Raw genomic sequence first — 22,262 nt, forward strand, 5'->3', positions numbered from 1 at the left:
AACGTCTATCCGGGCGTTTCACACCCGAGGCAGGTCAATCGGGTATGCTGTCACGCTCGTATCAATTGCAGGACAGCAAGCATGTCGGATTATGATTTTGACCTATTTGTCATCGGTGCCGGGTCGGGTGGCGTGCGAGCCAGTCGCATGGCAGCGAGTTTCGGCGCCCGTGTAGCGGTAGCCGAGGAGCTGTACCTTGGTGGTACCTGCGTGAACGTAGGCTGCGTGCCGAAAAAACTGTTCGCCTATGCTGCGCATTTCGCTGAGGACTTTGCAGATGCCCGTGGATACGGCTGGGATCTCCCCGAGCCGAGCTTTACCTGGCAGCGTCTGCTGGAGAACAAGAATGCGGAGATTACCCGCCTTAACGGCATCTACCACAACCTGCTGACGGCCGCCGGGGTGACCCTGGTCCACGGTCGGGCCACGCTGGTGGATTCCCATACGGTTGCGGTGGGGGAGAAGACCTTTACTGCCGAACGCATCCTCCTTGCCACCGGCGGCTGGCCGTTCATTCCCGAATTCCCGGGCCGGGAACACGTCATCAGTTCCAATGAGGTGTTCTACCTCGAGCAGTTGCCCAAGCGCTGCCTTGTGGTGGGTGGGGGCTATATCGCGATCGAGTTCGCCAGCATCTTCCATGGTCTTGGCTGCGCTACCAGCCTGGCCTACCGGGGTGATCAGTTCCTGCGCGGTTTCGACCAGAGCCTGCGTGACCATATGGTCGTCACCATGCAGAACAAGGGGCTGGATCTGCGCTTCAACGCGGATGTCACGCGGATCGACAAGCAGGTCGATGGCAGCCTGCTTGTCGAGTTCAAGGATGGCGAGCACCTGGAAGTGGATCTGGTGCTCTATGCCACCGGCCGGCGACCGAAGCTGGATGGGCTGGGCCTGGACAACACCCAGGTTACCCTGGACAGCAAGGGCTTCATCGAGGTGGACGAGGAGTACCAGACCGCCGATCCGGCAATCTTCGCCATCGGCGATGTGACCGATACCATTCAGCTCACTCCGGTCGCCCTGGCCGAGGGCATGGCGCTGGCGCGCCGGCTGTACCGCCCGGAGGAATATCGTCCGGTGGACTACGCCGATATCGCCACGGCGGTGTTCTGCATTCCGAATATCGCCACCCTGGGTCTGACCGAAGAGCAGGCCCGGGCCGCAGGACACAAACTGGATATCTACGAAAGCCGCTTCCGGCCGATGCGCAATACCCTGGCGGGCAATCCGGAACAGAGCTTCATGAAGCTGCTGGTCGACCAGAACGACGATCGGGTGCTGGGCGTGCACATGGTCGGCCCCGATGCCGGCGAACTCATCCAGGGCCTGGCGGTAGCGCTCAAGGCTGGCGCGACCAAGGCGGTGTTCGACGCCACCCTGGGTATCCACCCGACTGCGGCGGAAGAGTTCGTCACCATGCGGACCCCGACCCGTACCGACTGACCCGCGGTCTCAGCCTGGCGCTCAGTGATGACTGTGGGCGTCCGGGCTGGCGGCGGGCGGCTCGCCGGTGACCTTGACTTCAATCTCCACCTCACCGGCCTGCTCGAAGGTCAGCGTCATCGGGTAACTGCCGCCCTCGACCAGCGTCTGCTGTAGTTCGAACAGCATGAGATGATGGCCGCCCGGCTTGAACTCCACCTGGGTTCCCGGCGCAATCTCGACGCTGTCGATCTGCTGCATCTTCATCAACCCATCCTGATGCACGTGCTCATGCAGTTCGACGCGCCCGGCAATCGGCGAGGTAGCCGCGATCAGGCGGTCGGCCTGGCCCCCCCTGTTTTCCAGCCCCAGATAGGCCGCTCCAGTGGGCGCCACCGGTGGCAATGCCCGCGACCATGGATGAATGATGTGGATGTCGCCGGCAGTAAAGTCATGGGACATCGCCGGGCTACCCGCCAGGATGGCGCTGAAGGCTATGCTCAATGGAATGATTCGCACGATTGATCCTCGAATTGACGGGCCTTTCGGCCACTGGCTGGGCTTCTTAGCGCTGGGGCATTATGGGCACGGCTGCGGAACAGGGGCAAGCCGCGGGGCGGATATGTCAAACGCATCACAAAACGCTTCAAAGTTATCCTAAATACAGGGAGTATGGCTTTTGGCTACTGCCTGGGTGGCCGATACTTGTGGTCATATATCAGCGAGCATCCCATGACAGAAAGACGGAAACTGGAGCGCCATCACGTGAGCAGCAGCCTCGAAGTATATGATCTGGATAGTGGAGAACTGCTCGGCCGTGTCGTTGACTTGCATACCGAAGGGTTGATGTTGCTGAGTGAGCGGCCGATCGAGCTGAATCGGGCCTGGGCACTGCAGGTGAATCTGCCCATGAACCTCAACGGCATCAGCGAGTTCATGCTGGATGCCGAGAGCCGCTGGAACCGGGAAAGCATTGCCGGCGGCCAATACTGGACTGGCTTGCAATTCACCCGTTTGCCCGAGGACTCCCGGCGATGCATCGAGCGGATGGTATCCAGCCGGTGAGCGGTTGCCCATCAGGTGCGGGTGAGATGATTGTCCCAGCGCAATGGATGCCGGGCGATCAGCTCGGGCGCCTGGGTGACACCTCGAACCCGATATAACCCACCATGCCCGGATGACACCAGAAAGCTGCCATCCGGCTCAGCCAGGACGCCGCCGGGGTCGGGCACGGGCACCAGCCCAATGACAGTACCGGCGCGGTAATCCAGCAGCATGACGGTGTTACCCCGGGGCGCGGTAACCGCGGCGACAGGGGACTGGGGGTGAACCGCCACGCTAGCCGTGTAGTTGCCCAGGTCAGACTGTTGCGCGCCGGCGTCAATCTCGCTGAAATTGCCATTGCGGGTGTCAAGCCGGGCGATCAGCGGCGGCGTCTGCCATTTATCCCCTTCGAACTGGTAACCGGCGATGACAATGCCCTCGGGGCTGATATCCAGGTGATGACAGCTGAGCTGAGGATGGGATGGCTCGCAGCGCTGCGCTATTGTCCCGCTCCGGCGATCCAGCACTACCAGCGCGGGCCGCATGGATTCCAGATTCAGTTTGATGCGGCCATAGTCCGGGTGGGTCTTGATGCCGCCCAGAGCCACTACCAGTTGCTCGCCATCGGGGTGCAGCCGTAGCTCGTGGGGGTCCATGCCACCCACGGCAAGATCCTCCAGATGCCGGTAGCCTTCGTTCACCGCATAGACGCGGATCACCCCTTCGCCGCCAGGATAGTGGTTGGCGGTGGCATAGAACCGGTCGCCGGCCTTGCTGAACACCCCGTGGCCATAGAAATGAAAGCCGTTTCCGGCTTCAACTACCGTCTCAAGATTCCCTTCTAACATGTTAATTACATAGAGGTTACGCCCGGGACGGCGGGAGAGAATGACTGCTTGTTCGGTATGGGGATGCAGGCAACCGCTGTGGCAGCGCTCCGGCACCGGGATGCGGAACAACTGTGCCCCGGTATTATCGGCGGCGGCGATAAAATGCCCGCCGAGGCCGTCATCCACCGAACTGAGAAAGCGCAGGCTCGCCGCGCGGCGCGCGCCATTGGCGAAGGCCGGGAATGCCCAGGCCGCTGCCATCCCGGCCAGACTGATCTGGATAAACTGGCGCCGCTGCATGTCAGTCCCCGTCGCTGGAGTTGAAGCCCCGGACAATACCCAATTCACTGGCGATATTGCCTGACAACAGCTGGTTCAGTTTGTCGACTTCGATAAAGATCAGCTGCAGGGCACGATAACCCGCATCATCGGCCAGCAGTTGCTGCAAGTCCGCCGGCTGGCGCTCCAGCCGCGCGATGGTCGCTGTCAGTTGCTGATCGAGGCGATCGGCCAACTCAGTCCCTGCCGGGCTGGTCATCACCTGGCGCAGACCGGGCAGGAAGTATTGCTGCAGGCCGAGCAGGCTGGCCTTGATGCCGGCCAGCGAGTGCTCGCTGCGCCAGGCATCGGCAATATAGGGATTGCGCCGGGGCTTGCCCTCCAGCCCCATGGGCGCGACCAGGCGTTTGTTGCGCAGGATCTCCAGCCCGTGCATGGCGGCCAGCACAGTCGTGTTCTGGAACTGCTCAGTTCCCAGATAATGGGGTCGGAAGGCCTGCCACTGTTCCTGCAGCTGGACAGCGTTGTGCTCCAGCAACTGGCTGATGGCGCTGGCCAGCGCACAGGCGGGGGCCTCCGGCAGCGGTTGGGCCTTGGCCGCCTGCGGATCGAACAGCAGGTACTCCAGCGCGGGAAAGCCCTGGACCGCGACGCTATCGGCCTGGATCTGCTCAAGGCCGACCGGCTGGGCGCTGCCAAGCCAGGCGTTGACCTTGCGCGCCACTGTATTCTTGGCATCCGGCCAGAACTGGAATTGCCAGGCCAGATTGTCCCGTTCGATTGGCCCGAAGTCGACAAAACGCACCGCCTGCCAACGGTCAAAAGCCTGGCGCCAGCTCGATTCAAGGGTGGCACGCTGCTCTGCAGAGGGCGTTGCGCAATAGTTCGTGGTCGCCTGGTTCAGCGCGCGGGTGGCGGTTGTCAGCTCGGCGTAACCCTCAGCCAGTGCGTCATGCCAGACTTCGCGAGGTGCTGGCGCTGCCCAAGAGGCAGTGCAGAAGGACGCGGCGAGGAGGGCAGCAACGCCCCATTTCAGATAACGCGGGGACAGGCGGGAAAATAGCGACATGGGCGGTCCGTTACAGGGAGTTCAGAAAGGCAGTCAGGGACTGGCGCAGCGCGGCGGGCAAGCCGCGATAGCGCTCGACGGTCCGCTGGGCTTCGCCGCCGTGCCAGAGAATGGCTTCTTCGAGGGTGCGGGCGCGGCCGTCATGGAGGAAACCGGCCCGCGGGTTGATCTGCTGGGCGAGCCCCAGCCCCCACAACGGCGGCGTCCGCCATTCATTGCCATCGGCGAGAAATTCGCTGCGCCCATCGGCGAGGCCGTCGCCCATATCGTGCAATAGCAGGTCGGTATAGGGCCAGATGACCTGGGCACCCAGTTCGGGCCGGTCCGCTACCGACCCTGTGGTATGCCGCGGAGTGTGGCAGGCGGCGCAGCCGATCTCATTGAAGAGTTCGGCTCCCTGCTGGACAGCAGGGTCATCCAGATTACGGCGTGCCGGTACGGCCAGGCTCATGGCATAGAAATTGACGAAGGCGGCAATCTTGTCGCTGACCTCCGGCGTGCCGCCGTCGGGAAGCTGATCACATTGCTGCTCACTGGTGCAGTCCGTGTCCGGCACCAGCGTCGAGCTCAGGCCCATATCGCCAGCAAAGGCCGCCATGCTTTGCTGCAATACGCTGACCTCTGCCGCCTTCAGACCAAAGCGTCCGAGCGCGGTACGCTGACCTACCCGGTCCCAGACCTGGTTGGCCCGTCCGGAGATGCCATCACCATCCAGGTCATGCGGGTCTTCGGCGGCCAAGAGGGTCTTTTCGGGAATGGCTTCTAAAAGGCCCAAACCGATCATGGGCGGGGCAACGCGGGGCGATATCAGCAAGTCGTCGGGTAACGGGCCGTAACCCGGTTTGTCGGTGCGGTACACCGGCCGGCGCAGCTCCACCTCGCTGCCATCATCAAGGCGCTCCTGGAGCAGCTGCCAATCGATGGCCAGCCGGGCTTCCGGCTGCATCCCGGGGATCGCCGCGGTCTGCAGCTGGCTGCCGTACACCGGGGCCGGCACAAACCCATGCCGCTGCAGCAGCTCTGGGTCGGTATCGGGCTGTGCCGGGACCGACAGGCGTAAAAACAGCGACACGGCAGTTTCCCCAGGCGCGGGTGGGTGGCCGCGACCGTCCTTGATGTGGCAGCCCTGGCAGGAATTGGTATTGAATAGCGGGCCGAGCCCATCACGGGCATCGGTGCTGGAGGGGGCAATGACCCAGGGGTTGCGGAAGAAGCTGTTGCCCACGCTGAAATCCAGCCGGCGGGCGATGGGCAGGTTGCCCAGCGGCAGGGAATAGGCGTTATGGTCGCTCTGGGCAACGGTGCCGGTGCCACCTGAATTGACAGTGTCCTGCAGCGGGTAATCCGCGCCTGGGCAGGCCGCCGTGAAGAACATCAGTGCCAGGGCCGGAGCGGCGAGCAGCAGCTTCATGTCATCGAGTCTGTGTGGGTGGATGAAATAATCATGCCCAAGCCTCTGCAGCGCTTGCCAGAGGCTCGGGTCCCATCATCCGATCAGAAGGAATGGCCGGCATCATCGGGTTGCAGGGACTCGACGCCTACCGCGGCAGCGACCTGCTCGATGGAACCGGTCTGCTGGGCGAGGGCGGCGATGGCATTGTTGATGATCTCGGCACCCGTTTCATTGCCAGGCGCAATCATCATGTCAAAGGTCATTGCCGACTCGCCCTCGGCGGCTTCCTTCATCCGCGTCAGTGCCTGCATGGTGTCGTCAAGATCGGTGCGCAGGGTCTGATCCAGCTCGGCATTTTTCTCGGCGACCAGCGCCGAGAGCGAAGGACCCTCCAGGGTAGAGCCGTCTAGGCGCTGGTAGCTGCCGAGATAGACGTTCTGGATGCCCTTGCCGTTGTAGTAATGGGAGTTGTGCGTGTTGTCGCTGAAGCAGTCGTGCTCGTCTTCATAGGAATTGGCTTCCAGGGCGACCTTCATGCGCTCGCCCGCCAGTTCCCCGAGGGAGAGCGATCCCATGCCGAACAGCATCTTCTGGAATACATCGCGGCTGGGCAATGCCAGCAGCTCAGCGCGGTAGTTACCTGCTTCATCCGCAGACCACTGCTTGACCATCCATTGCAGGTCGCTCACCAGCAGGTCGGTGACGGCATCCAGGAAGGCGGCGCGACGGTCGCAGTGATTATTGGTGCAGTCTTCACCCCGGGCAAAGTCTGTCACCGGCCGGTTGCCTGCGCCAGCCTCGAAGCCGCTCAGGTCCTGGCCCCACAACAGGAACTCGATGGCATGATAACCCGTCGCGACGTTGGCCTCGGAACCACCCACTTCGTTCAGGTCGGCCAGCAGCTGGGGTGTCAGCTCGCTGACATCCAGGGTCTCGCCGCCGATTGTCAGGCTCTGGCTGGCGATGAGGTTGGCGGTGGCGCCCTCGTTGCCGAGTTCATGCTGGTAGTCATCGGCGGCAACATAATCGATCAGGCCTTCGTCCAGGGGCCAGGCATTGAGCTGGCCTTCCCAGTCATCTACCACGGCGTTGCCGAAGCGGAACACCTCGGATTGTTGATAGGGCACCCGGGCCTGCAGCCAGGCTTGTCGCGCGGCCTGAAGGTTGGCTTCAACCGGGTCGGCCAATAGCGCATCCACGGCTTTATCCAGCGCTTCGGCACTGATCAGGGCATCCTGATAGACGGCGTGGGCGAGGTCTGCGTAATGGGTGGCCACGGCCTGGTCGCTGACGGCGGGCGCGGCGGAGGCAGGCTCCTGGCTCGGCTCGGCCTCAGCGGCGGCTGCGGTTGGCTTGGGTGGCGTAGGGGCTTCACCGGAATCACAACCCGCCAGGAAAAGCACTGAGGAGATGGCCAAGGCCAGCGAGGTACGGCGAAGACGGTGTGACATGGGATGCGCCCTGTTATTGTGAGAATGATTTGCGTTGCGATTATAGACTTGTATCTTTGTATTGCAATGCGCGACCGTCAAAATCTTTAAAAATAATGCGAATTATTCTCATTGACAGATTCCATGGGCCTGACAATACTTTCCTCATCGATCCGATCCTGGAGGCTGACCCAATGAGCAAAGTAACGTTGATGGCCGGAACGCCCCGGTCACTGTGCCGTGCATGGACTGCATTACAGGAACTGGAGCGCAATCGCGGCGAGCGCTGCCGCGCACCGGGGTGCCCGGTAAAGTCCGATGGTGAACGCCAGGCCCAGCGCCCGCCGCGTAGCGACATTTGAACCAACCCGCAAAACCTCTGCCAAACTCAAGACAGACAAACGAGGAGGTAGGTATGTCAGATAATCACATTTACAAGAAGCTCGAGATTGTCGGTTCATCCACGACCAGCATTGAGGATGCGATCAATAACGCGATCGCGGAATGCAGCAAAAGCGTGAAGAACGTCGAGTGGTTCGAAGTCATGGAAACCCGCGGTCATATCACTGATGGACAGGTTGCCCACTTCCAGGTCACCGTAAAGGTCGGCTTCCGTATCGAAGGCAGCTGATTGCCCGGTTCCGGGCCGGTGGCATTCCCGCCGCCGGCTTCCATTGCGCTGCGGTTTGCGCCTGCGCCGCGCGCTGTCTACCCTCTGATCAACAGCGCCGGCCTGTCCGGAGCCCGTCTCGTGCGCGTCCCGCAGGCTGGCCGGCCCTTCACCCTGCGCAGGAGGCCCCATGACCCTTTCCCGATTGAAATCCCCCCGGTTATTCCGCCAGCAATGCTACGTTGATGGCCGCTGGCTCGACGGCGACAGCGAGCAGACGCTCCAGGTGGATAACCCCGCCAATGGTGATGTGGTCGGTCAGGTACCGGTGATGTCTGCGGCAGAGGTGGATGCCGCCGTCGACGCGGCTGCTGCAGCGCTGCGCCAGTGGCGCACCCGCACGGCCCAGGAGCGGGCCGACTTGTTGCTGGCCTGGCACGACCTGATGCTGGAGCACAAGGAGGATCTGGCCACGCTGATGACCCTCGAGCAGGGTAAACCCCTCGCCGAATCCCGGGGCGAGATCGATTATGCGGCTTCCTTTATCCGCTGGTTCGCCGAAGAGGCGCGGCGGATGTATGGCGAGACCATCCCGGGGGCGCGTATCGGCCAGCATATCGTGGTTACCCGGCAGCCGGTCGGGGTCTGCGCGGCGATCACGCCCTGGAACTTTCCCGCAGCCATGATTACCCGCAAGGCGGGTGCGGCCTTGGCGGCCGGTTGCACCATGGTCGTCAAGCCGGCCAGCGCCACGCCCTTCTCCGCGCTGGCCCTGGCCGTACTGGCGGAGGAAGCGGGTATTCCCCGGGGCGTATTCAACGTGATCACCGGCAAGGCGGGGGAGATCAGTGAAGCCCTGACCCGCAACCCCAAGGTCCGCAAGTTGAGTTTTACCGGCTCGACGGATGTCGGGCGCCGGCTGATGGCCCAGTGCGCCGAGCACATCCAGAAGATTTCCCTGGAACTCGGCGGCAACGCCCCCTTTATTGTCTTCGACGATGCGGACATCAGCCGGGCCGTGGAGGGCGCCATGGTCTGTAAGTTTCGCAACACCGGCCAGACCTGCGTGTGTGCCAACCGCTTCCTGGTGCAGTCGGGTATCCATGACAAATTCGTCGCCGCGCTGGCCGAGGCCATGGGCAAGCTGCGGGTGGGGGATGGCTTCGAGCCCGGCGTAACACTCTCGCCGCTGATCAATGGCGATGCGGTGGAGAAGGTGGTCGAGCATTTTGAAGATGCCATGGCCAAGGGAGCCAAGCGGGTCTGCGGCCCGGCGCCCGATACCGACCGGGGTAATTACGTCCAGCCGGTGCTGCTGACCGAGGTCAAAACGGACATGACCCTGTGCCACGAAGAAACCTTCGGTCCGCTGGCGGCGGTACTGCGCTTCGAAACCGAGGAGGAGGCCATCGAACTGGCCAACGCGACGCCCTTTGGACTGGCGGCGTATTTCTACAGCCGCGATATCCACCGCGTATGGCGGGTAGCCGACGCCCTCGACGCGGGTATTATCGGGATCAACGAAGGCCTGATCTCCAACCCGATGGCGCCCTTCGGCGGGGTCAAGGAATCCGGGCTCGGACGTGAAGGCTCACGCCACGGGCTGGATGAATATACCGAACTCAAATACCTGTGCATGGGAGCAGAGTGAGTGCCGCAACAAACCTTACCCGCAGGGGTCCGTATCGACAGCAATAACCATGGTCGTCAATTTATCCATATCGAGCACTCAGCGGTGCAGGCCTGTATTGCCCTGCAGGGAGCCCATATCATCGACTGCACCCCTGCCGGCCAGCAGCCTTTGCTATGGATGAGTCCGATCGATCCATGCCTGCCCGACACCGCCCTGCGCGGCGGCGTCCCGGTCTGCTGGCCCTGGTTCGCCGACGAACGCAGCGGGCCGGCCCATGGTATCGCCCGCACGGGTAACTGGCAGCTCCACGAGGCCCAGGCGGACCATGCCTCGGTCCGCCTGGTGCTGCGGCTGTCCCCGGAGGATATCGCCCGGCAGTTCCCGGACGAAGCGTGGGCGGTGGAAATCGAGTTCCGCCTGGGAAAAGCGCTGGATATAGCGCTGACCACCACCAACACCGGTCGGCAGCCGCAGCGATTGAGCCAGGCGCTGCACAGCTATCTGCCGGTTGCTGATATCGACGAGGCGGAAATTACCGGTCTGCGGGGCTGCGCCTATATCGACAAGCTTAGCGATGGCGCCACGGTCATCCAATCATCGGCCCTGCGATTTGCCCAAGAGGTGGACCGCATCTACTTCAACCATGGCGCGGAGCTGCAATTGCACACCGGTAACGATTTGCTGTCCATCCGCCGCGACGGGAGCATGTCGGTGGTGGTGTGGAATCCCTGGCAGGACAAGAGCGCCCGTTTGAGCCAGTTTCCCGCTGATGGCTATCGCACCATGGTCTGCGTGGAAGCGGCCAACGCGGGGCCCGACGGCAGGATACTCGCGCCCGGCGAGACCCATACGCTGAGAACGGTAATCGGCCGCTCGGTAGAAGGGTAGCTGAAAGGAATACTCACATATCAGACTGTAGATGCTATGGTCTAGATGCTTAACTGAGGTTGCCGGCGGTGTCGGCAAGTTTGATCTGTAACCAACTGGAGGATTCAACTATGTGGACCAAACCCAGCTATACCGATCTGCGCATTGGCTTCGAAGTCACCATGTATTTCGCCAACCGCTAAGCGCAAGCGTGCTGCTTGGCCAGCTTGTAGCACTGGCTGGTCAAGCAGCCGTACCTAAGGTAAGCCATGCTGATTCATATTCTAGGTTCCGCTGCGGGCGGTGGTTTCCCACAGTGGAACTGCAACTGTCGCAACTGTGACGGTTTGCGCAAGGGGCAGATCAATGCCCGGTCCCGTACCCAATCGTCGATTGCCCTGTCCGACGGCGGCGGCAATTGGGTGTTATGCAACGCCTCACCGGACATTCGCACACAGCTGGAACAGACGCCGGTGCTGCAGCCTGGCCGTCAGTCCCGCGACACCGCCATTGGCGGTATCATCCTGATGGACAGCCAGATTGATCACACCACGGGGCTACTGACGCTGCGCGAAGGCTGTCCTCACCAGGTCTGGTGTACCGAGATGGTGCATCAGGATCTGACTACGGGGTTTCCGCTGTTCAATATTCTCGATCACTGGAACGGCGGGCTGCAGTGGAACCGCATAAATCTGGACGAAGGCTTTACCGTCCCGGCCTGTCCGGCGCTGCATTTTACCCCCATCCCCCTGCGCAGCGCGGCGCCGCCCTATTCGCCCCACCGCAACAACCCCCACCCGGGCGACAACATCGGCCTGCTGGTGCGCGACACCCAGACCGGCGGGGTGCTGTTTTACGCCCCCGGCCTGGGCCAGCTCAGCGGCCCGGTGCATGAGGCAATGGCCGCCGCTGACTGCCTGCTGGTGGACGGTACGCTCTGGCGCGAGGACGAGATGATCCACGCCGGCGTAGGGACCAAGCTCGGCAGCGAGATGGGGCATCTACCCCAGAGTGGGGAGGGCGGCATGATCGAGGTACTCAGCGCCTACCCGCAGAGCCGGCGCGTGCTGACCCATATCAATAACACCAACCCGATCCTGGACGAAGATTCGGCCGAACGCGCCGAGTTGGCGCGCCACGGCATCGAGGTCGCCCATGATGGCTTGGTGATCAGTCTCTAAAGGAGAGCAGCGTGTCAGCTGAGCCGATGAGCCGTGCGGCATTTGAGCAGGCCCTCCGTGACAAGGGCCGCTATTACCATATTCATCACCCGTTCCATATCGCCATGCATGAGGGGCGAGCCACGCCGGAGCAGATCCGGGGCTGGGTCGCCAACCGCTTCTATTACCAGGTGAATATCCCGCTCAAGGATGCCGCCATCCTGGCCAACTGCGACGATGCTGCTGCGCGGCGCGAATGGGTACAGCGGATTATCGACCATGACGGCACCGCCGACGGCGACGGCGGTGTCGAGGCCTGGTTGCAACTGGGCGAGGCCGTGGGCCTGAGCCGGGAGGAATTGCTCGACCAGCGCCACGTACTGCCGGGCGTGCGCTTTGCGGTGGATGCCTATGTCAACTTCGCCCGCCGGGCCAACTGGCGCGAGGCCGCCAGTTCGTCGCTGACCGAGCTGTTTGCTCCACAGATTCACCAGTCGCGGCTGGACAGCTGGCCTGAGCATTACCCCTGGATCGAGCCGCAGGGTTACCGCTACTTCCGCACCCGCCTGGGCGAGGCGCGTCGGGACGTGGAGCACGGCCTGCGGATTACCCTGGATCACTACCGGACCTTTGAAGCCCAGCAGCGCATGCTCGAGATCCTGCAATTCAAGCTCGATATCCTCTGGAGCATGCTCGATGCCATGTCCATGGCCTACGAGCTGGGGCGCGCGCCCTACCATACGGTGACCGACCAACCGGTCTGGCACCGGGGGATCACTCTATGAGCGCGCCGCTGGCCACTGCCGTGCCGATGTTCCGGCCCGGCTATCGGATGCAATGGGAGCCGGTGCAGGATTGCCATGTGCTGCTGTACCCTGAAGGCATGGTCAAACTCAATGACAGTGCTGCCGAAGTATTGAAACGGGTCGACGGCAAACGCTCGGTCAACGAGATCATTGCCGAACTGCAAGCCTGCTTTCCGTCTGCACCCGAACTGGATGAAGACGTGCTGGCCTTTATCGGGGAAGCCCATGAAAACCACTGGATCCGTTTCCGCTGACAGCCACACCCGGCCCGGACAGGGGCCGCCGTTGTGGCTGTTGGCCGAACTGACATACCGTTGCCCGCTGCAATGCCCTTATTGCTCCAATCCACTGGAATTTGCCGAACACAAACAGGAGCTGACCACCGCCCAATGGATTGACGTGTTCCGCCAAGCGCGGGCACTAGGCGCGGCCCAGCTGGGGTTCTCCGGGGGCGAGCCGCTGGTGCGGGATGACCTGGCCGAGCTGATCGGCGCGGCGCGGGAGATGGGCTATTACACCAATCTCATCACCTCGGGCATGGGCCTGAACCAGGCCCGCATTGATCAGTTCCTGGATGCCGGGCTCGACCACATCCAGATCAGTTTCCAGGCCTCGGACAGCGAGGTCAATAACATGCTGGCCGGCTCGCGCAAGGCATTCGACCAGAAGTTGGCCATGGCCAGGGCGGTCAAGGCGGCTGGTTATCCCATGGTGCTGAACTTCGTTACCCACCGGCACAATATTGACCAGATCGAGCGGATCATCGAAATGTGCCTGGCGTTAGAGGCGGATTTCGTCGAACTGGCCACCTGCCAATACTACGGCTGGGCCCACCTGAACCGGGCCGGGCTGCTGCCGACCCGCGCGCAGCTGGAGCATGCCGAGGCGGTGACCAACCGTTATCGGGCCAAGCTCGCGGCCGAGCAACATCCCTGCAAACTGATCCTGGTAACCCCGGACTACTATGAGGAACGGCCCAAGGGCTGCATGAATGGCTGGGGCAACATTTTCCTGACCATCACACCCGACGGTACCGCGCTGCCTTGCCACAGTGCCCGGCAGCTGCCGGTTGCCTTTCCCAAGGTGACCGAGCATAGCGTCTCGCATATCTGGTACGACTCCTTCGGTTTCAATCGGTACCGGGGCGATGACTGGATGCAGGAACCCTGCCGCTCCTGCCCGGAAAAGCACCAGGATTTCGGCGGCTGCCGCTGCCAGGCCTATATGCTGACCGGCGACGCAACCCAGGCCGATCCGGTCTGCAGCAAGTCGCCCCATCATCAGCAGATCCTGGATGCCCGGGCAGAAGCCGAACTCCCCCAGCCACCCATTGAAGAGCTGACCTTTCGCAATGAGCGTACCTCCCGAATCATCTGCCGGAGTTGAGCCGGCCGGCTACTGGCATAGTGAGTTTTCCGCCGCCGATGCCGTTGCTGCCGGCACGGATTACGCGGACCTGACCTGTGATGATCAGCGCGTGGTCTGGGTCGAGTTTCTTCCAGCGGCGGGGCTCAGCGCCGCGATGCAGTGGGCGGGCGGAGCTGTGCACCGGCTGACCCCGCCGGGCTACAGTGTGCGTAGCCGGGTTTATGAATACGGTGGCGGTGCACTGTGCCTGGCGGGCGATAGCCTGGTATTTGTCAATGAGGCGGACCAGCAGCTGTATCGCCAGACCCTGGATGATCTCGCCTGCAGCCAGCTGAGCTTCGCTGCGGATTGCCGCTACGGCGGGCTGGTGTTTGACCTCTTGCGCCAACGCGTCATCGCGGTGGAGGAGCAGCATGGCGGCGCCCAGCCAACCCATCGGCTGGTTGCCATCGATCTTGCGGGCAATCGGCAACTGCTTGCCGAAGGCGCGGATTTCTATAACAGCCCGTGCCTCAGTCCGGACGGCCAGCGCCTGGCCTGGATTGAATGGCAACGCCCCGAACTGCCCTGGACCGTCAGCTCGCTGTGCTGGACCGAGCTGGATGATCAGGGGCTGCCGGGCGAAGTAGAGCGCATGGGCTCCGATGAGTCAGTACAACAGCCGCTGTTCGATAGCCAGGGAGCTTTGCTGTGCCTGACTGATCGCAGCGGCTACTGGCAGCCCTGGCGCCTGACGATGGACCAGCAGTGGCAATTGCTGCCGTCCCGGGACGCTGATCACGCGCCTGCGCCCTGGCAACTCAACCCCCGTCATTTTCTCACCCTGCCCAACGGCGGGCTGGTGCTGAACTGGAGTGACGGCGGTTATGGCCGCTTGGTCCTGCGCCATGTCGATACTGTCGATGAGCAGCCTTTGGCTGAGGACTTCACACGGTTCCGCGCGCTAGCCCACAACAGTTCCGGGCTGTTCTGCCTGGCCAGCTCGCCTGATTGCAGCGCCGCCGTCCTGCATATTGCCCTCCCTGGCGGGGAGGTCAGCGTGCTGGCCCAGGCGCCGCACAGCTTGCCGCCCGAAGATATTTCCCGCCCCGTACGCCTGGCGTATCCGAGCGCGCAGGAGGAAATCGCCTACGGCTTTTATTATCCGCCGCGGAACGGCCAGGCAAGCCTGGCGCCGGATGAGCGGCCACCGTTGGTGATCTTCACCCATGGCGGGCCGACGTCCGCCTGCTACCCGGTGCTGGATAACCGCATCCAGTTCTGGACCCAGCGCGGCTTTGCCGTCGCGGACCTGAATTATCGCGGCAGCGTCGGGTTTGGCCGGGCCTACCGGCAGCGGCTGCAGGGCCATTGGGGCGAGACCGATGTCGAGGATGTGCTGGCGGCGATCGATTATCTGACCCAACGGGATCTCATTGATCCTGACCGGGTGTTCATCCGCGGCCAGAGCGCCGGCGGCTTTACCACCTTGAGCAGTCTGGTCCACGCCAGCGGGCGTTTCCGGGCGGCAGCGAGCCTCTACGGCGTAAGTGACCCCTTGCAGCTGCGCGCGGTGACCCACAAGTTCGAGGCCGATTACATCGACTGGCTGATTGGTGATCCGCTCACCCAGCCCGAACGCTATCGCCAACGCTCGCCCCTGGAGCAGGCCGCGGGCATCACCACACCGGTAATTTTCTTCCAGGGTTTGCAAGATGCGGTGGTATTACCCGCCCAGACCGAGCAAATGGTCGCGGCTCTGGAAGAGCAGGGCGTGCCAGTGGAATACGTAGCCTTCAACGAGGAGCGCCATGGTTTTCGCCGGCCCGGCAATTTGCAGCAGGTGCTCGAACAGGAATTGGATTTCTACCGTAGGTATCTGTAGCGACTCATTCACGCTCACTTTCGAAAGGGCAAAAACTAACCCATGCAGATCGTGCAACTCCCACGCACCCCCGATGATGGCCGGCGCTATTGGCTAAGCAGAGCACCAACCGGATTGCTCTGCCTGCTGATCAGCGACCCCGCGGCCGAGGCCGCCAGCTGCGTGGTCCAGTTCGGCGTGGGTAGTCATGATGAGCCGCAAACCTTACCCGGGTTGGCCCATCTGCTGGAGCACATGCTGTTCATGGGCTCGGCGCGCTATCCGCAAGCCGGCTCGTTTCCGCAGCTGGTGAGCGAGTGGTCAGGGCGCTTCAATGCCAGCACCGCCGCCGAGCGTACCCGCTACCACTTCAGCGTCAACCCGGCTGGACTAGGTGTCTGCCTGGCCCAACTGACGGATATGCTGGCAGCGCCCTTGTTCCTGCCGGAGACAGTTGCCGCGGAGCGGCAGGTGATCGATGCGGAATTCCATACGCGGTTGGCTGACGACGCTCTGCATGAACAGGCGGTGCTGGGACAAGCCTTGAATCCAGCTCACCCCCTGAGCCGCTTCAGTGCCGGTAACCTGAGCAGTTTGGGGGTGGAGCCCGCTGCCCTGGCGCAAGCGCTCCGGCAATTTCATGGCGAACACTACCGGGCGGCCAATGGCTGCCTGGTCATCCATGCGCCGCTGCCGCTGGAGCAGCTCCTGCCCCTGGCTGGTGGGGTGGCTGAACAGCTGCCGGCAGCAGCGCAGAAGCCGGGGCGCAGTAGCCAACCGCTCTTTGCCCCGCAAAGTCGGCCGCGCCTGTTGCGCTGGCAAAACCGCAGCCGACATGGGCAATGGCTGCTGCTGTTTCCACTGGATGATGTCGATACGGCTGAAGGCGCAAAGGCGCTGCGCTGGTTGTGCGAGTGGCTGGCCAGCCCGGCGCCAGCCGGAGGGCTAGGCTGGCTACGGGCCCAGGGCCTGGTGGCGGAGCTGAAGGTAGGCGCCCAGCGTTACGCCGGGCGGCAAACATTGTTGCGGATCGAGCTTGAGCCACTGATCGCCACCAGTGACTATCCAGCGCTTCTCGACGGTTTCTTTTCCTGGCTGGCAGCGCTTCGGGCCACTCCGACCCAAGGCTGGCCGCAGGCTGCACGCCAGCAACTGGCCGATCAGGCCTTCAATAATGGCCCGCAGGGCGAGCCGCTGCGCTGGCTTACCGCGCTGGCAGAACGGACACTCTACGAGCCGCCAGAACTGATACTGGAAAGTACCGGGCAGTGGGCTGGGCTGTGCGAGCAAGCCTGGCAGGGGCTGATGGACCAGCTTCAGCCGGAACATCTACTCCTCGTGCAAAGCCAGAGCGACAGCACCGGCCTGTCACAGCAAACGCCCTGGACCCAAACCCGCTTCGTCTCCAGTCGATTGAACTGCCAGCCAGCTGCGGTCAGCAGCCAAACGCTGGCCGCGGCAGATTGGCCGATATGGCATGTTGCCGGGCCGGAGATTACGCTTCGCGAGCGCGCTGGCGGTCCATTGCCGGGCTTGCGCACTATCCCCGTTGCCGATCCGGCAGCACCGGCTCCAGGGCAGGGCAGGGAAGTCACCCGTTTCGGCTGGTGCTGGCCGGGCGGCTCCGATCGCCAGCAGCGCGACAAACTGAAAGCGCTATGGTCTCTCCAGCTCGAGCCGCTGGAAAACTGGGCGCACGCCAGCGGCATCACCTGGCTATGGCGGGACGAAGCGGGCTTGATATCCCTGGAGCTGCACGGCCCGGCACAATCTTTATGGGCCGGCGTAGCCGCAGCAATCGCCGCCCTGACGCAGCAGCCCGAGCTGGCCGTACAACGCCTGGCCGATCATCGTTACCAGCGCCAACGGCACGAACAGCGCCATGCCTTGCCGGCCTACCGGTTACTTGAAGAACTGGAACACCTGCTTAGCTCGTTGCCCACCCAGGCCGGAAGCAACGTTGAGGACATTTATCCAGAGCAAGCCCAGATGGCCTGGTTATACCCAGAGAGCTGGCTGCACCAGAAGCGTGACACCATCATCGCCAACCTGCAGAAAAATCTCCCACAACTGGGCCAAGCATTCGCCTGGCAGGCACCAGCCGCACGGCCTCTGAAGGAGGGCACCGAAACCCTCTACGTCGATTGCTTCCACGCCGATCGGGCGCAGATCCTCTATTGCCAGGCCGGTGCCAGTGATCCATCCGAACGCGCCTATTGGCAATTGCTACAACAACAGATCAGCGCGTCCTTCTTCGATCAATTGCGCACCCGCCAGCAACTCGGGTACTGGGTCGTGGCCCGCTACCATGAGGTGGCGGGCATGCCCGGGCTGTTCCTGCTGGTGCAATCGCCCACCCATGATCATGACCAGATCGAGGCGGCCCTGGCTGACTGGCTGGAAAGCGAACGGGCGCGTCTGGAGCAACTGCCCTTTGAACAGTTGCAACTCCAGGCCCAACGGCTGGCGAAGCATCTGCGAACCCAGTCCGAGTCGCCAACAGGTCAGCTTGAGCTGGACTGGGCGCGTGCTCTCGAACTGGCCGGCGCAACGGTCAAGGAACAATGCGACGCGCTGGAGCAGTTGACGCTTGAGCGGTGGCAGCAGACCGTGCATGACTGGCTCGAACGACCGCGACGATTGCATCTCGTCAGCCGGCCAGCCTGAAGGCGCGTTTTTGAGAACCGCTAAAGCGGCGGGAGTCAGGCCTCAACCTTGCGCTGTACCGCGACGATACGTTCCGCCGGGACGCGCAACTGGCGCAGCAGATACTCCTTGAACGCCGGAGCATAGGGCTGCAGCTCGATGGCCTGGGCCATGCAGCCCAGCCAGGCGTCGCGCTCGGCATCACCGATGGGCCATGTACGGTGGAACATCGGAATGCTGATCTGCCCGTAGCGCTCCTGGAACAGCTTGGGACCGCCAAGCCAGCCGCTGAGAAAGCAGGCAAGCTTGTCCCGGGCCAGCGTCAGCTCCTCGGCGTGCATATCGCGAATGGTGCGGGCAGGCTCCCAGGTGTCCATGATGCGGTAGAAGTCATCTACCAGGCGGCGAATGCCTTCAATGCCGCCCGCCGCCTGGTAAGAGGCGTCCTGGCTACCGTAGCGGGGTGGTTGGGTAGACATATCTATTCATATCTCGATTCGCAGGGGCAGGGGAGCCGTGCCGTACTCGAGGGTACGGCACGGCAGCACGCAGAAAGTCAGATATCGAGCACTATCTTGCCGAAGTGCTGATTGCTTTCCTGGTAGCGGAAAGCCTCGACCAGCGCATCCAGCTCGAAATGGCGATCCACCACCGGCCGCATACCGTTGGCGTTAATCGCCCGCACCATATCCTGTTGCTGTTGGCGGCTGCCGACCAGTACGCCCTGCAAACGCAGCTGCTTGGCCAGCGCCGGGACTATCGGCAGGTCGCCTGCAACGCCGCTGAGAATACCAATAACGGCAATATGACCACCCACCCGGGCCGCGGCCATGGATTGTTCCAGCGTGGCCGGGCCGCCGACATCGAGGATACAGTCAACGCCACCGTCGCCGGCCAGTTTCCGGGCGGTTTCGCCCCAATTGATGTCCGTGCGGTAATTGATCAGGTGATCGGCTCCCAGCTCCCGCAGGCGTTCCAACTTGGCGTCGCTGGAGGAGGTGGCAATCACCGTGGCACCCAGCATCTTGGCGAACTGCACAGCAAAAATGGAAACGCCACCAGTGCCTTGTACCAGGACAGTGTCACCGGCTTTCAACCGGGCATCATCCACCAGCGAGCGCCAGGCCGTCAGGCCCGCGGTGGTCAGGGTGGCAGATTCGGCGTGCGTCCAACCCGCAGGGGCAAGGGTAAAGGCACTTGCCGGGGCGGTTACCGCCTCGCGGGCATAGCCGTCAATGCCATCCCCGGGCACGCGAGTGAAACCTTCCACGTGCGCGCGGCCGTCGAGCCAGTCGGGGAAGAAGGTGCTGACCACGGCGTCGCCAACCTTGAATTCCGTTACACCAGGGCCAACTGCGGTAACTTCACCGGCGCCATCGGCCATGGGGATGCGCTGTTCAGACGGGCCCCAGATACCGCTCACCACAACGTAGTCGTGGTAGTTCAACGAGTTGGCACGAAGACGAACGCTGATTTCACCCGCAGCTGGGGCAGCGTGCTCACTGGTGCCGACAATCACCTTGTCGAAACCGCCGCCGGGTTGTACATAGATCGTCTTGTTGCTCATGACTTGCTCCTCAATCACCAGAAAATCAGATCAGGATGGATCTGATTGAGTGGGGTAAGTAGGCATTCTATCAATAAAGGCGAGCAGGAGCTGGCCGGGCTGAGGGGCGGTCTGTTTGCCGAGCGTCCATATTGGTCAGTACATGATTTAACATAATATAGATTATGCGAACCTAGGCGGTAGCTGGATTTAAGGGTTACACGATTTCCGATATTAGCCATTATCGGATATTGCATATGTGTTAATCTCTGCGCCTTTGCAATCATCCCCATGGCTCTGGATCTATCTTTGATGTCCCAACCGGTTCCCTTGTTCGACACTTACAGGAATTTCCAATTCCTCACCCGACATAATCTGGACGGTGAATTGCCTGCTGTGCTGGCAGCTTTCGAACGCTTCGCCAACCCCACCGAGGCCATGGAGGGATATTCCGTGGTCAAGTTGTTCCTGAAATCCTACGCGGCGAATCAGGCTACCTTCAACAGTTACCGCACCCATGTCGAGCGTCTGCTGCTGTGGTCGTTGCTGGTCTGCAAGAAACCGATCCTGCACCTGCGCCGCCAGGATGCCGAAGCCTTCCTGGAGTTCTGCCTCAACCCACCCGAGAACTGGGTTGGTCCGGTGACCAAGTCACGCTTTGTTCGTATCGGCGGTCGCAAGAAAGCCGATTCCGATACCTTCGTGATCAACCCTGATTGGCGCCCGTTTAACTTCACGGTGAGCAAGGCAACCCGCAAACTGGCCGACGAAACCGACTCGGCCATGCCGGAGGTCCAGGCCTACCAGATGTCGCAGACTACTATCGCCCAGGTGTTCACCGTTTGCGGCAGCTTCTATCAGTTCTGCATCGATGAAGACTACACCGATGCCAACCCGTTCCGGGCGGTCAAACAGAAGTCCCGTTATAAGCAGAGCGTGGTGTCACAGGTGACCAGCCGGTCGTTGACGCAGCTGCAATGGGAGTTCGTGATCGAAACCGCAGAGCAGATGGCCGAACAGGAACCGGAGTTTCATGAGCGCACCCTGTTCATCCTGGTTACGCTGTTTTCCATGTATCTGCGCGTCTCGGACCTGACCGGGCGTGACAACTGGCAACCGACCATGGGCAGCTTCAAGAAGGCCGGTGACAACTGGTGGTTCCATGTGGTGGGTAAAGGCAACAAGGCTGCCAAGGTGAGCGTTCGCGACAGTTACCTGCCGTATCTCATTCGCTATCGCACCACCCTGGGGTTGACTGACCTGCCCTACCCTGGCGAACAAACGCCGCTGCTGTCCTCCATGGACGGCCGCGCGGGGTTGTCGGGCCGGCGGATACGCGAGTTGATCCAGATGGTGTTCGACGCAGCCTGCGCGCGCATGATCGAGGAAGGCCTGCAGGAAGATTGCGACGCGCTGCGGGCGGCCAGCCTGCATTGGCTGCGGCATACATCGGCTACCCTGGATGCGCCCTTCAGGGACATGAAGGACCTGCAGGCGGATCTGCGTCACGAGAGCCTGTCCACGACCCAGGACAGTTATTACGATTCACTGGATGATCAACGGGCCAGTTCGATCAAGGCGATTCCCATCAAGGGCCGGTAGGTCCGCGTGGGTCACTGCGCCGCGCGGGCGCCGAGGGACTGTGCTGGGGCTGAATGAGGCCAGTGCGACCATCGTCGATCGTTTCGGCGTGCATGACAAACCAACAGCGGCCAGGCCGCTGCTGGAATCCTGACTCGGCGCTGACCGGCCGCCCCTTGTGGGCAGGCCGGTCAGCGCGGCGTCCAGTCGGCTCAGGCCAGTGCGGCGAGGGCCTTTTCGTAGTCCGGCTCGTTGCCGATCTCCGATACCAGTTCGCTGTACAGCACCTTGTCGTTTTCATCCAGCACCACCACGGCGCGGGCAGCCAGACCGGCCATGGGGCCGTCTTCGATGGCTACACCGTAGTTGCGGATGAACTCGCCGCCCCGCAGGGTGGACAGGTTGACCACGTTGTCCAGGCCTTCGGCGGCGCAGAAGCGTTTCTGGGCAAACGGCAGGTCCGCCGAAATGCACAGCACCACGGTGTTGGGCAGGCTGCCGGCCTTGCTGTTGAAGGTGCGCACGGAGGTCGCACAGGTCGGGGTGTCAACGCTGGGGAAGATGTTCAGAATCTTGCGCTTGCCGGCGAACGAAGACAGGTCCACATCGTTCAGGTCCAGACCGACCAGGCTGAATGCCGGAGCATTGTCGCCGGCGGACGGGAATTGGCCGCCAAGGGTAACGGGGTTGCCATGCAATGTAACATTCGACATTTGAAACTCCTTCAGTCTC

The 22,262-nt window shown here is 62.3% G+C and carries 22 protein-coding genes and 1 pseudogene; 15 read left to right on the top strand and 8 right to left on the bottom strand.

From position 1 onward, the window contains the following. Positions 1–81: 81 nt before the first annotated feature. Positions 82–1,446 carry a glutathione-disulfide reductase gene (gene gorA / locus VG99_RS09575; RefSeq protein ID WP_044499583.1) on the top strand — a complete coding sequence of 455 codons (1,365 nt, stop codon included), beginning with the start codon at positions 82–84 and terminating at the stop codon, positions 1,444–1,446. Positions 1,447–1,467: 21 nt separating this feature from the next. Here gorA and VG99_RS09580 read toward each other — a convergent pair whose 3' ends face one another. Beyond that, positions 1,468–1,944 (bottom strand): copper chaperone PCu(A)C, encoded by a 477-nt coding sequence (locus tag VG99_RS09580; protein WP_420848278.1) that lies wholly within the window; start codon positions 1,942–1,944, stop codon positions 1,468–1,470. Positions 1,945–2,157: 213 nt separating this feature from the next. Here VG99_RS09580 and VG99_RS09585 point away from each other — a divergent pair, with 213 nt between their 5' ends. Further along, complete coding sequence (locus VG99_RS09585; protein WP_158023907.1) at positions 2,158–2,490, top strand: PilZ domain-containing protein; 333 nt, start codon at positions 2,158–2,160, stop codon at positions 2,488–2,490. Between the two features lie 11 nt (positions 2,491–2,501). Here the strand turns inward: VG99_RS09585 and VG99_RS09590 are convergent, their stop codons facing one another. The 4 genes from VG99_RS09590 to VG99_RS09605 form a co-directional block, all read right to left on the bottom strand. Then, the gene (locus VG99_RS09590; RefSeq protein WP_044499589.1) at positions 2,502–3,599 is read right to left on the bottom strand and encodes a DUF1513 domain-containing protein; all 1,098 of its coding nucleotides are present in this window, start codon (positions 3,597–3,599) and stop codon (positions 2,502–2,504) included. Position 3,600: 1 nt separating this feature from the next. Continuing rightward, positions 3,601–4,647, bottom strand: a complete 1,047-nt coding sequence (locus tag VG99_RS09595) for an imelysin family protein (RefSeq protein WP_052508765.1) — start codon at positions 4,645–4,647, stop codon at positions 3,601–3,603. Between the two features lie 10 nt (positions 4,648–4,657). Then, positions 4,658–6,058: a di-heme oxidoreductase family protein gene (locus VG99_RS09600; RefSeq protein WP_052508766.1), complete on the bottom strand. Its 1,401-nt coding sequence runs from the start codon at positions 6,056–6,058 to the stop codon at positions 4,658–4,660. 83 nt (positions 6,059–6,141) lie between these two features. After that, a complete protein-coding gene (locus tag VG99_RS09605) occupies positions 6,142–7,491 on the bottom strand; it encodes an imelysin family protein (protein ID WP_044499590.1) in 1,350 nt (449 codons plus the stop codon). A gap of 173 nt (positions 7,492–7,664) precedes the next feature. Between VG99_RS09605 and VG99_RS16110 the strand changes: the two genes are divergently transcribed. The 11 genes from VG99_RS16110 (at position 7,665) to VG99_RS09650 (ending at position 18,424) form a co-directional block, all read left to right on the top strand. Then, complete coding sequence (locus tag VG99_RS16110; protein ID WP_158023908.1) at positions 7,665–7,832, top strand: hypothetical protein; 168 nt, start codon at positions 7,665–7,667, stop codon at positions 7,830–7,832. 53 nt (positions 7,833–7,885) lie between these two features. Continuing rightward, on the top strand, positions 7,886–8,101 hold the full coding sequence (locus VG99_RS09610; RefSeq protein ID WP_044499591.1) for a dodecin: 216 nt from the start codon (positions 7,886–7,888) through the stop codon (positions 8,099–8,101). Between the two features lie 169 nt (positions 8,102–8,270). Next, entirely contained in the window at positions 8,271–9,731 is a 1,461-nt protein-coding gene (locus tag VG99_RS09615) for an NAD-dependent succinate-semialdehyde dehydrogenase (RefSeq protein ID WP_044499592.1), read from the top strand. Next, positions 9,732–10,601: a D-hexose-6-phosphate mutarotase gene (locus VG99_RS09620; RefSeq protein ID WP_052508767.1), complete on the top strand. Its 870-nt coding sequence runs from the start codon at positions 9,732–9,734 to the stop codon at positions 10,599–10,601. It abuts the gene before it with no gap. Positions 10,602–10,711: 110 nt separating this feature from the next. Continuing rightward, positions 10,712–10,783 carry a pyrroloquinoline quinone precursor peptide PqqA gene (gene pqqA, locus VG99_RS15760; RefSeq protein ID WP_063607997.1) on the top strand — a complete coding sequence of 24 codons (72 nt, stop codon included), beginning with the start codon at positions 10,712–10,714 and terminating at the stop codon, positions 10,781–10,783. A gap of 66 nt (positions 10,784–10,849) precedes the next feature. After that, entirely contained in the window at positions 10,850–11,761 is a 912-nt protein-coding gene (gene pqqB / locus VG99_RS09625; RefSeq protein ID WP_044499594.1) for a pyrroloquinoline quinone biosynthesis protein PqqB, read from the top strand. Positions 11,762–11,787: 26 nt separating this feature from the next. Then, positions 11,788–12,525 carry a pyrroloquinoline-quinone synthase PqqC gene (gene pqqC / locus VG99_RS09630; protein WP_044499595.1) on the top strand — a complete coding sequence of 246 codons (738 nt, stop codon included), beginning with the start codon at positions 11,788–11,790 and terminating at the stop codon, positions 12,523–12,525. After that, positions 12,522–12,800 carry a pyrroloquinoline quinone biosynthesis peptide chaperone PqqD gene (gene pqqD, locus VG99_RS09635; protein WP_044499597.1) on the top strand — a complete coding sequence of 93 codons (279 nt, stop codon included), beginning with the start codon at positions 12,522–12,524 and terminating at the stop codon, positions 12,798–12,800. Before pqqC ends, pqqD begins: the two co-directional genes overlap by 4 nt. Beyond that, positions 12,772–13,932, top strand: a complete 1,161-nt coding sequence (pqqE, locus tag VG99_RS09640) for a pyrroloquinoline quinone biosynthesis protein PqqE (RefSeq protein WP_044499598.1) — start codon at positions 12,772–12,774, stop codon at positions 13,930–13,932. The genes pqqD and pqqE overlap by 29 nt, the downstream gene beginning before the upstream one ends. After that, entirely contained in the window at positions 13,898–15,778 is a 1,881-nt protein-coding gene (locus VG99_RS09645) for a S9 family peptidase (RefSeq protein ID WP_044499599.1), read from the top strand. Before pqqE ends, VG99_RS09645 begins: the two co-directional genes overlap by 35 nt. Before the next feature lie 42 nt (positions 15,779–15,820). Continuing rightward, the gene (locus VG99_RS09650; protein WP_082050024.1) at positions 15,821–18,424 is read left to right on the top strand and encodes an insulinase family protein; all 2,604 of its coding nucleotides are present in this window, start codon (positions 15,821–15,823) and stop codon (positions 18,422–18,424) included. 35 nt (positions 18,425–18,459) lie between these two features. Here VG99_RS09650 and VG99_RS09655 read toward each other — a convergent pair whose 3' ends face one another. Next, positions 18,460–18,882 (bottom strand): group II truncated hemoglobin, encoded by a 423-nt coding sequence (locus VG99_RS09655; protein WP_044499602.1) that lies wholly within the window; start codon positions 18,880–18,882, stop codon positions 18,460–18,462. A gap of 77 nt (positions 18,883–18,959) precedes the next feature. Continuing rightward, entirely contained in the window at positions 18,960–19,970 is a 1,011-nt protein-coding gene (locus VG99_RS09660) for a zinc-dependent alcohol dehydrogenase family protein (RefSeq protein WP_044499604.1), read from the bottom strand. Between the two features lie 288 nt (positions 19,971–20,258). On the opposite strand from VG99_RS09660, the gene VG99_RS09665 reads away from it, so the two are divergent. Next, positions 20,259–21,551: a tyrosine-type recombinase/integrase gene (locus VG99_RS09665; protein WP_158023909.1), complete on the top strand. Its 1,293-nt coding sequence runs from the start codon at positions 20,259–20,261 to the stop codon at positions 21,549–21,551. 28 nt (positions 21,552–21,579) lie between these two features. Beyond that, a pseudogene (locus VG99_RS16475) lies at positions 21,580–21,684 on the top strand (hypothetical protein); the annotation flags it as partial. Positions 21,685–21,742: 58 nt separating this feature from the next. Here VG99_RS16475 and tpx read toward each other — a convergent pair. Further along, positions 21,743–22,243 (bottom strand): thiol peroxidase, encoded by a 501-nt coding sequence (gene tpx / locus VG99_RS09670; RefSeq protein WP_044499605.1) that lies wholly within the window; start codon positions 22,241–22,243, stop codon positions 21,743–21,745. Positions 22,244–22,262: the final 19 nt, after the last annotated feature.

The sequence above is a fragment of the Pseudomonas saudimassiliensis genome (assembly GCF_000939975.1).
GTDB lineage: Bacteria > Pseudomonadota > Gammaproteobacteria > Pseudomonadales > Pseudomonadaceae > Halopseudomonas > Halopseudomonas saudimassiliensis.

Bases quoted from the DNA above. Each gene is read 5' to 3' on its own strand.
- gorA (WP_044499583.1), top strand. From the start codon at position 82: ATGTCGGATTATGATTTTGACCTATTTGTCATCGGTGCCGGGTCGGGT.
- VG99_RS09585 (WP_158023907.1), top strand. From the start codon at position 2,158: ATGACAGAAAGACGGAAACTGGAGCGCCATCACGTGAGCAGCAGCCTC.
- VG99_RS09590 (WP_044499589.1), bottom strand. From the start codon at position 3,599: ATGCAGCGGCGCCAGTTTATCCAGATCAGTCTGGCCGGGATGGCAGCG.
- VG99_RS09595 (WP_052508765.1), bottom strand. From the start codon at position 4,647: ATGTCGCTATTTTCCCGCCTGTCCCCGCGTTATCTGAAATGGGGCGTT.
- VG99_RS09600 (WP_052508766.1), bottom strand. From the start codon at position 6,058: ATGAAGCTGCTGCTCGCCGCTCCGGCCCTGGCACTGATGTTCTTCACG.
- VG99_RS09605 (WP_044499590.1), bottom strand. From the start codon at position 7,491: ATGTCACACCGTCTTCGCCGTACCTCGCTGGCCTTGGCCATCTCCTCA.
- VG99_RS16110 (WP_158023908.1), top strand. From the start codon at position 7,665: ATGAGCAAAGTAACGTTGATGGCCGGAACGCCCCGGTCACTGTGCCGT.
- VG99_RS09610 (WP_044499591.1), top strand. From the start codon at position 7,886: ATGTCAGATAATCACATTTACAAGAAGCTCGAGATTGTCGGTTCATCC.
- VG99_RS09615 (WP_044499592.1), top strand. From the start codon at position 8,271: ATGACCCTTTCCCGATTGAAATCCCCCCGGTTATTCCGCCAGCAATGC.
- pqqB (WP_044499594.1), top strand. From the start codon at position 10,850: ATGCTGATTCATATTCTAGGTTCCGCTGCGGGCGGTGGTTTCCCACAG.
- pqqC (WP_044499595.1), top strand. From the start codon at position 11,788: ATGAGCCGTGCGGCATTTGAGCAGGCCCTCCGTGACAAGGGCCGCTAT.
- pqqD (WP_044499597.1), top strand. From the start codon at position 12,522: ATGAGCGCGCCGCTGGCCACTGCCGTGCCGATGTTCCGGCCCGGCTAT.
- pqqE (WP_044499598.1), top strand. From the start codon at position 12,772: ATGAAAACCACTGGATCCGTTTCCGCTGACAGCCACACCCGGCCCGGA.
- VG99_RS09645 (WP_044499599.1), top strand. From the start codon at position 13,898: ATGAGCGTACCTCCCGAATCATCTGCCGGAGTTGAGCCGGCCGGCTAC.
- VG99_RS09650 (WP_082050024.1), top strand. From the start codon at position 15,821: ATGCAGATCGTGCAACTCCCACGCACCCCCGATGATGGCCGGCGCTAT.
- VG99_RS09655 (WP_044499602.1), bottom strand. From the start codon at position 18,882: ATGTCTACCCAACCACCCCGCTACGGTAGCCAGGACGCCTCTTACCAG.
- VG99_RS09660 (WP_044499604.1), bottom strand. From the start codon at position 19,970: ATGAGCAACAAGACGATCTATGTACAACCCGGCGGCGGTTTCGACAAG.
- tpx (WP_044499605.1), bottom strand. From the start codon at position 22,243: ATGTCGAATGTTACATTGCATGGCAACCCCGTTACCCTTGGCGGCCAA.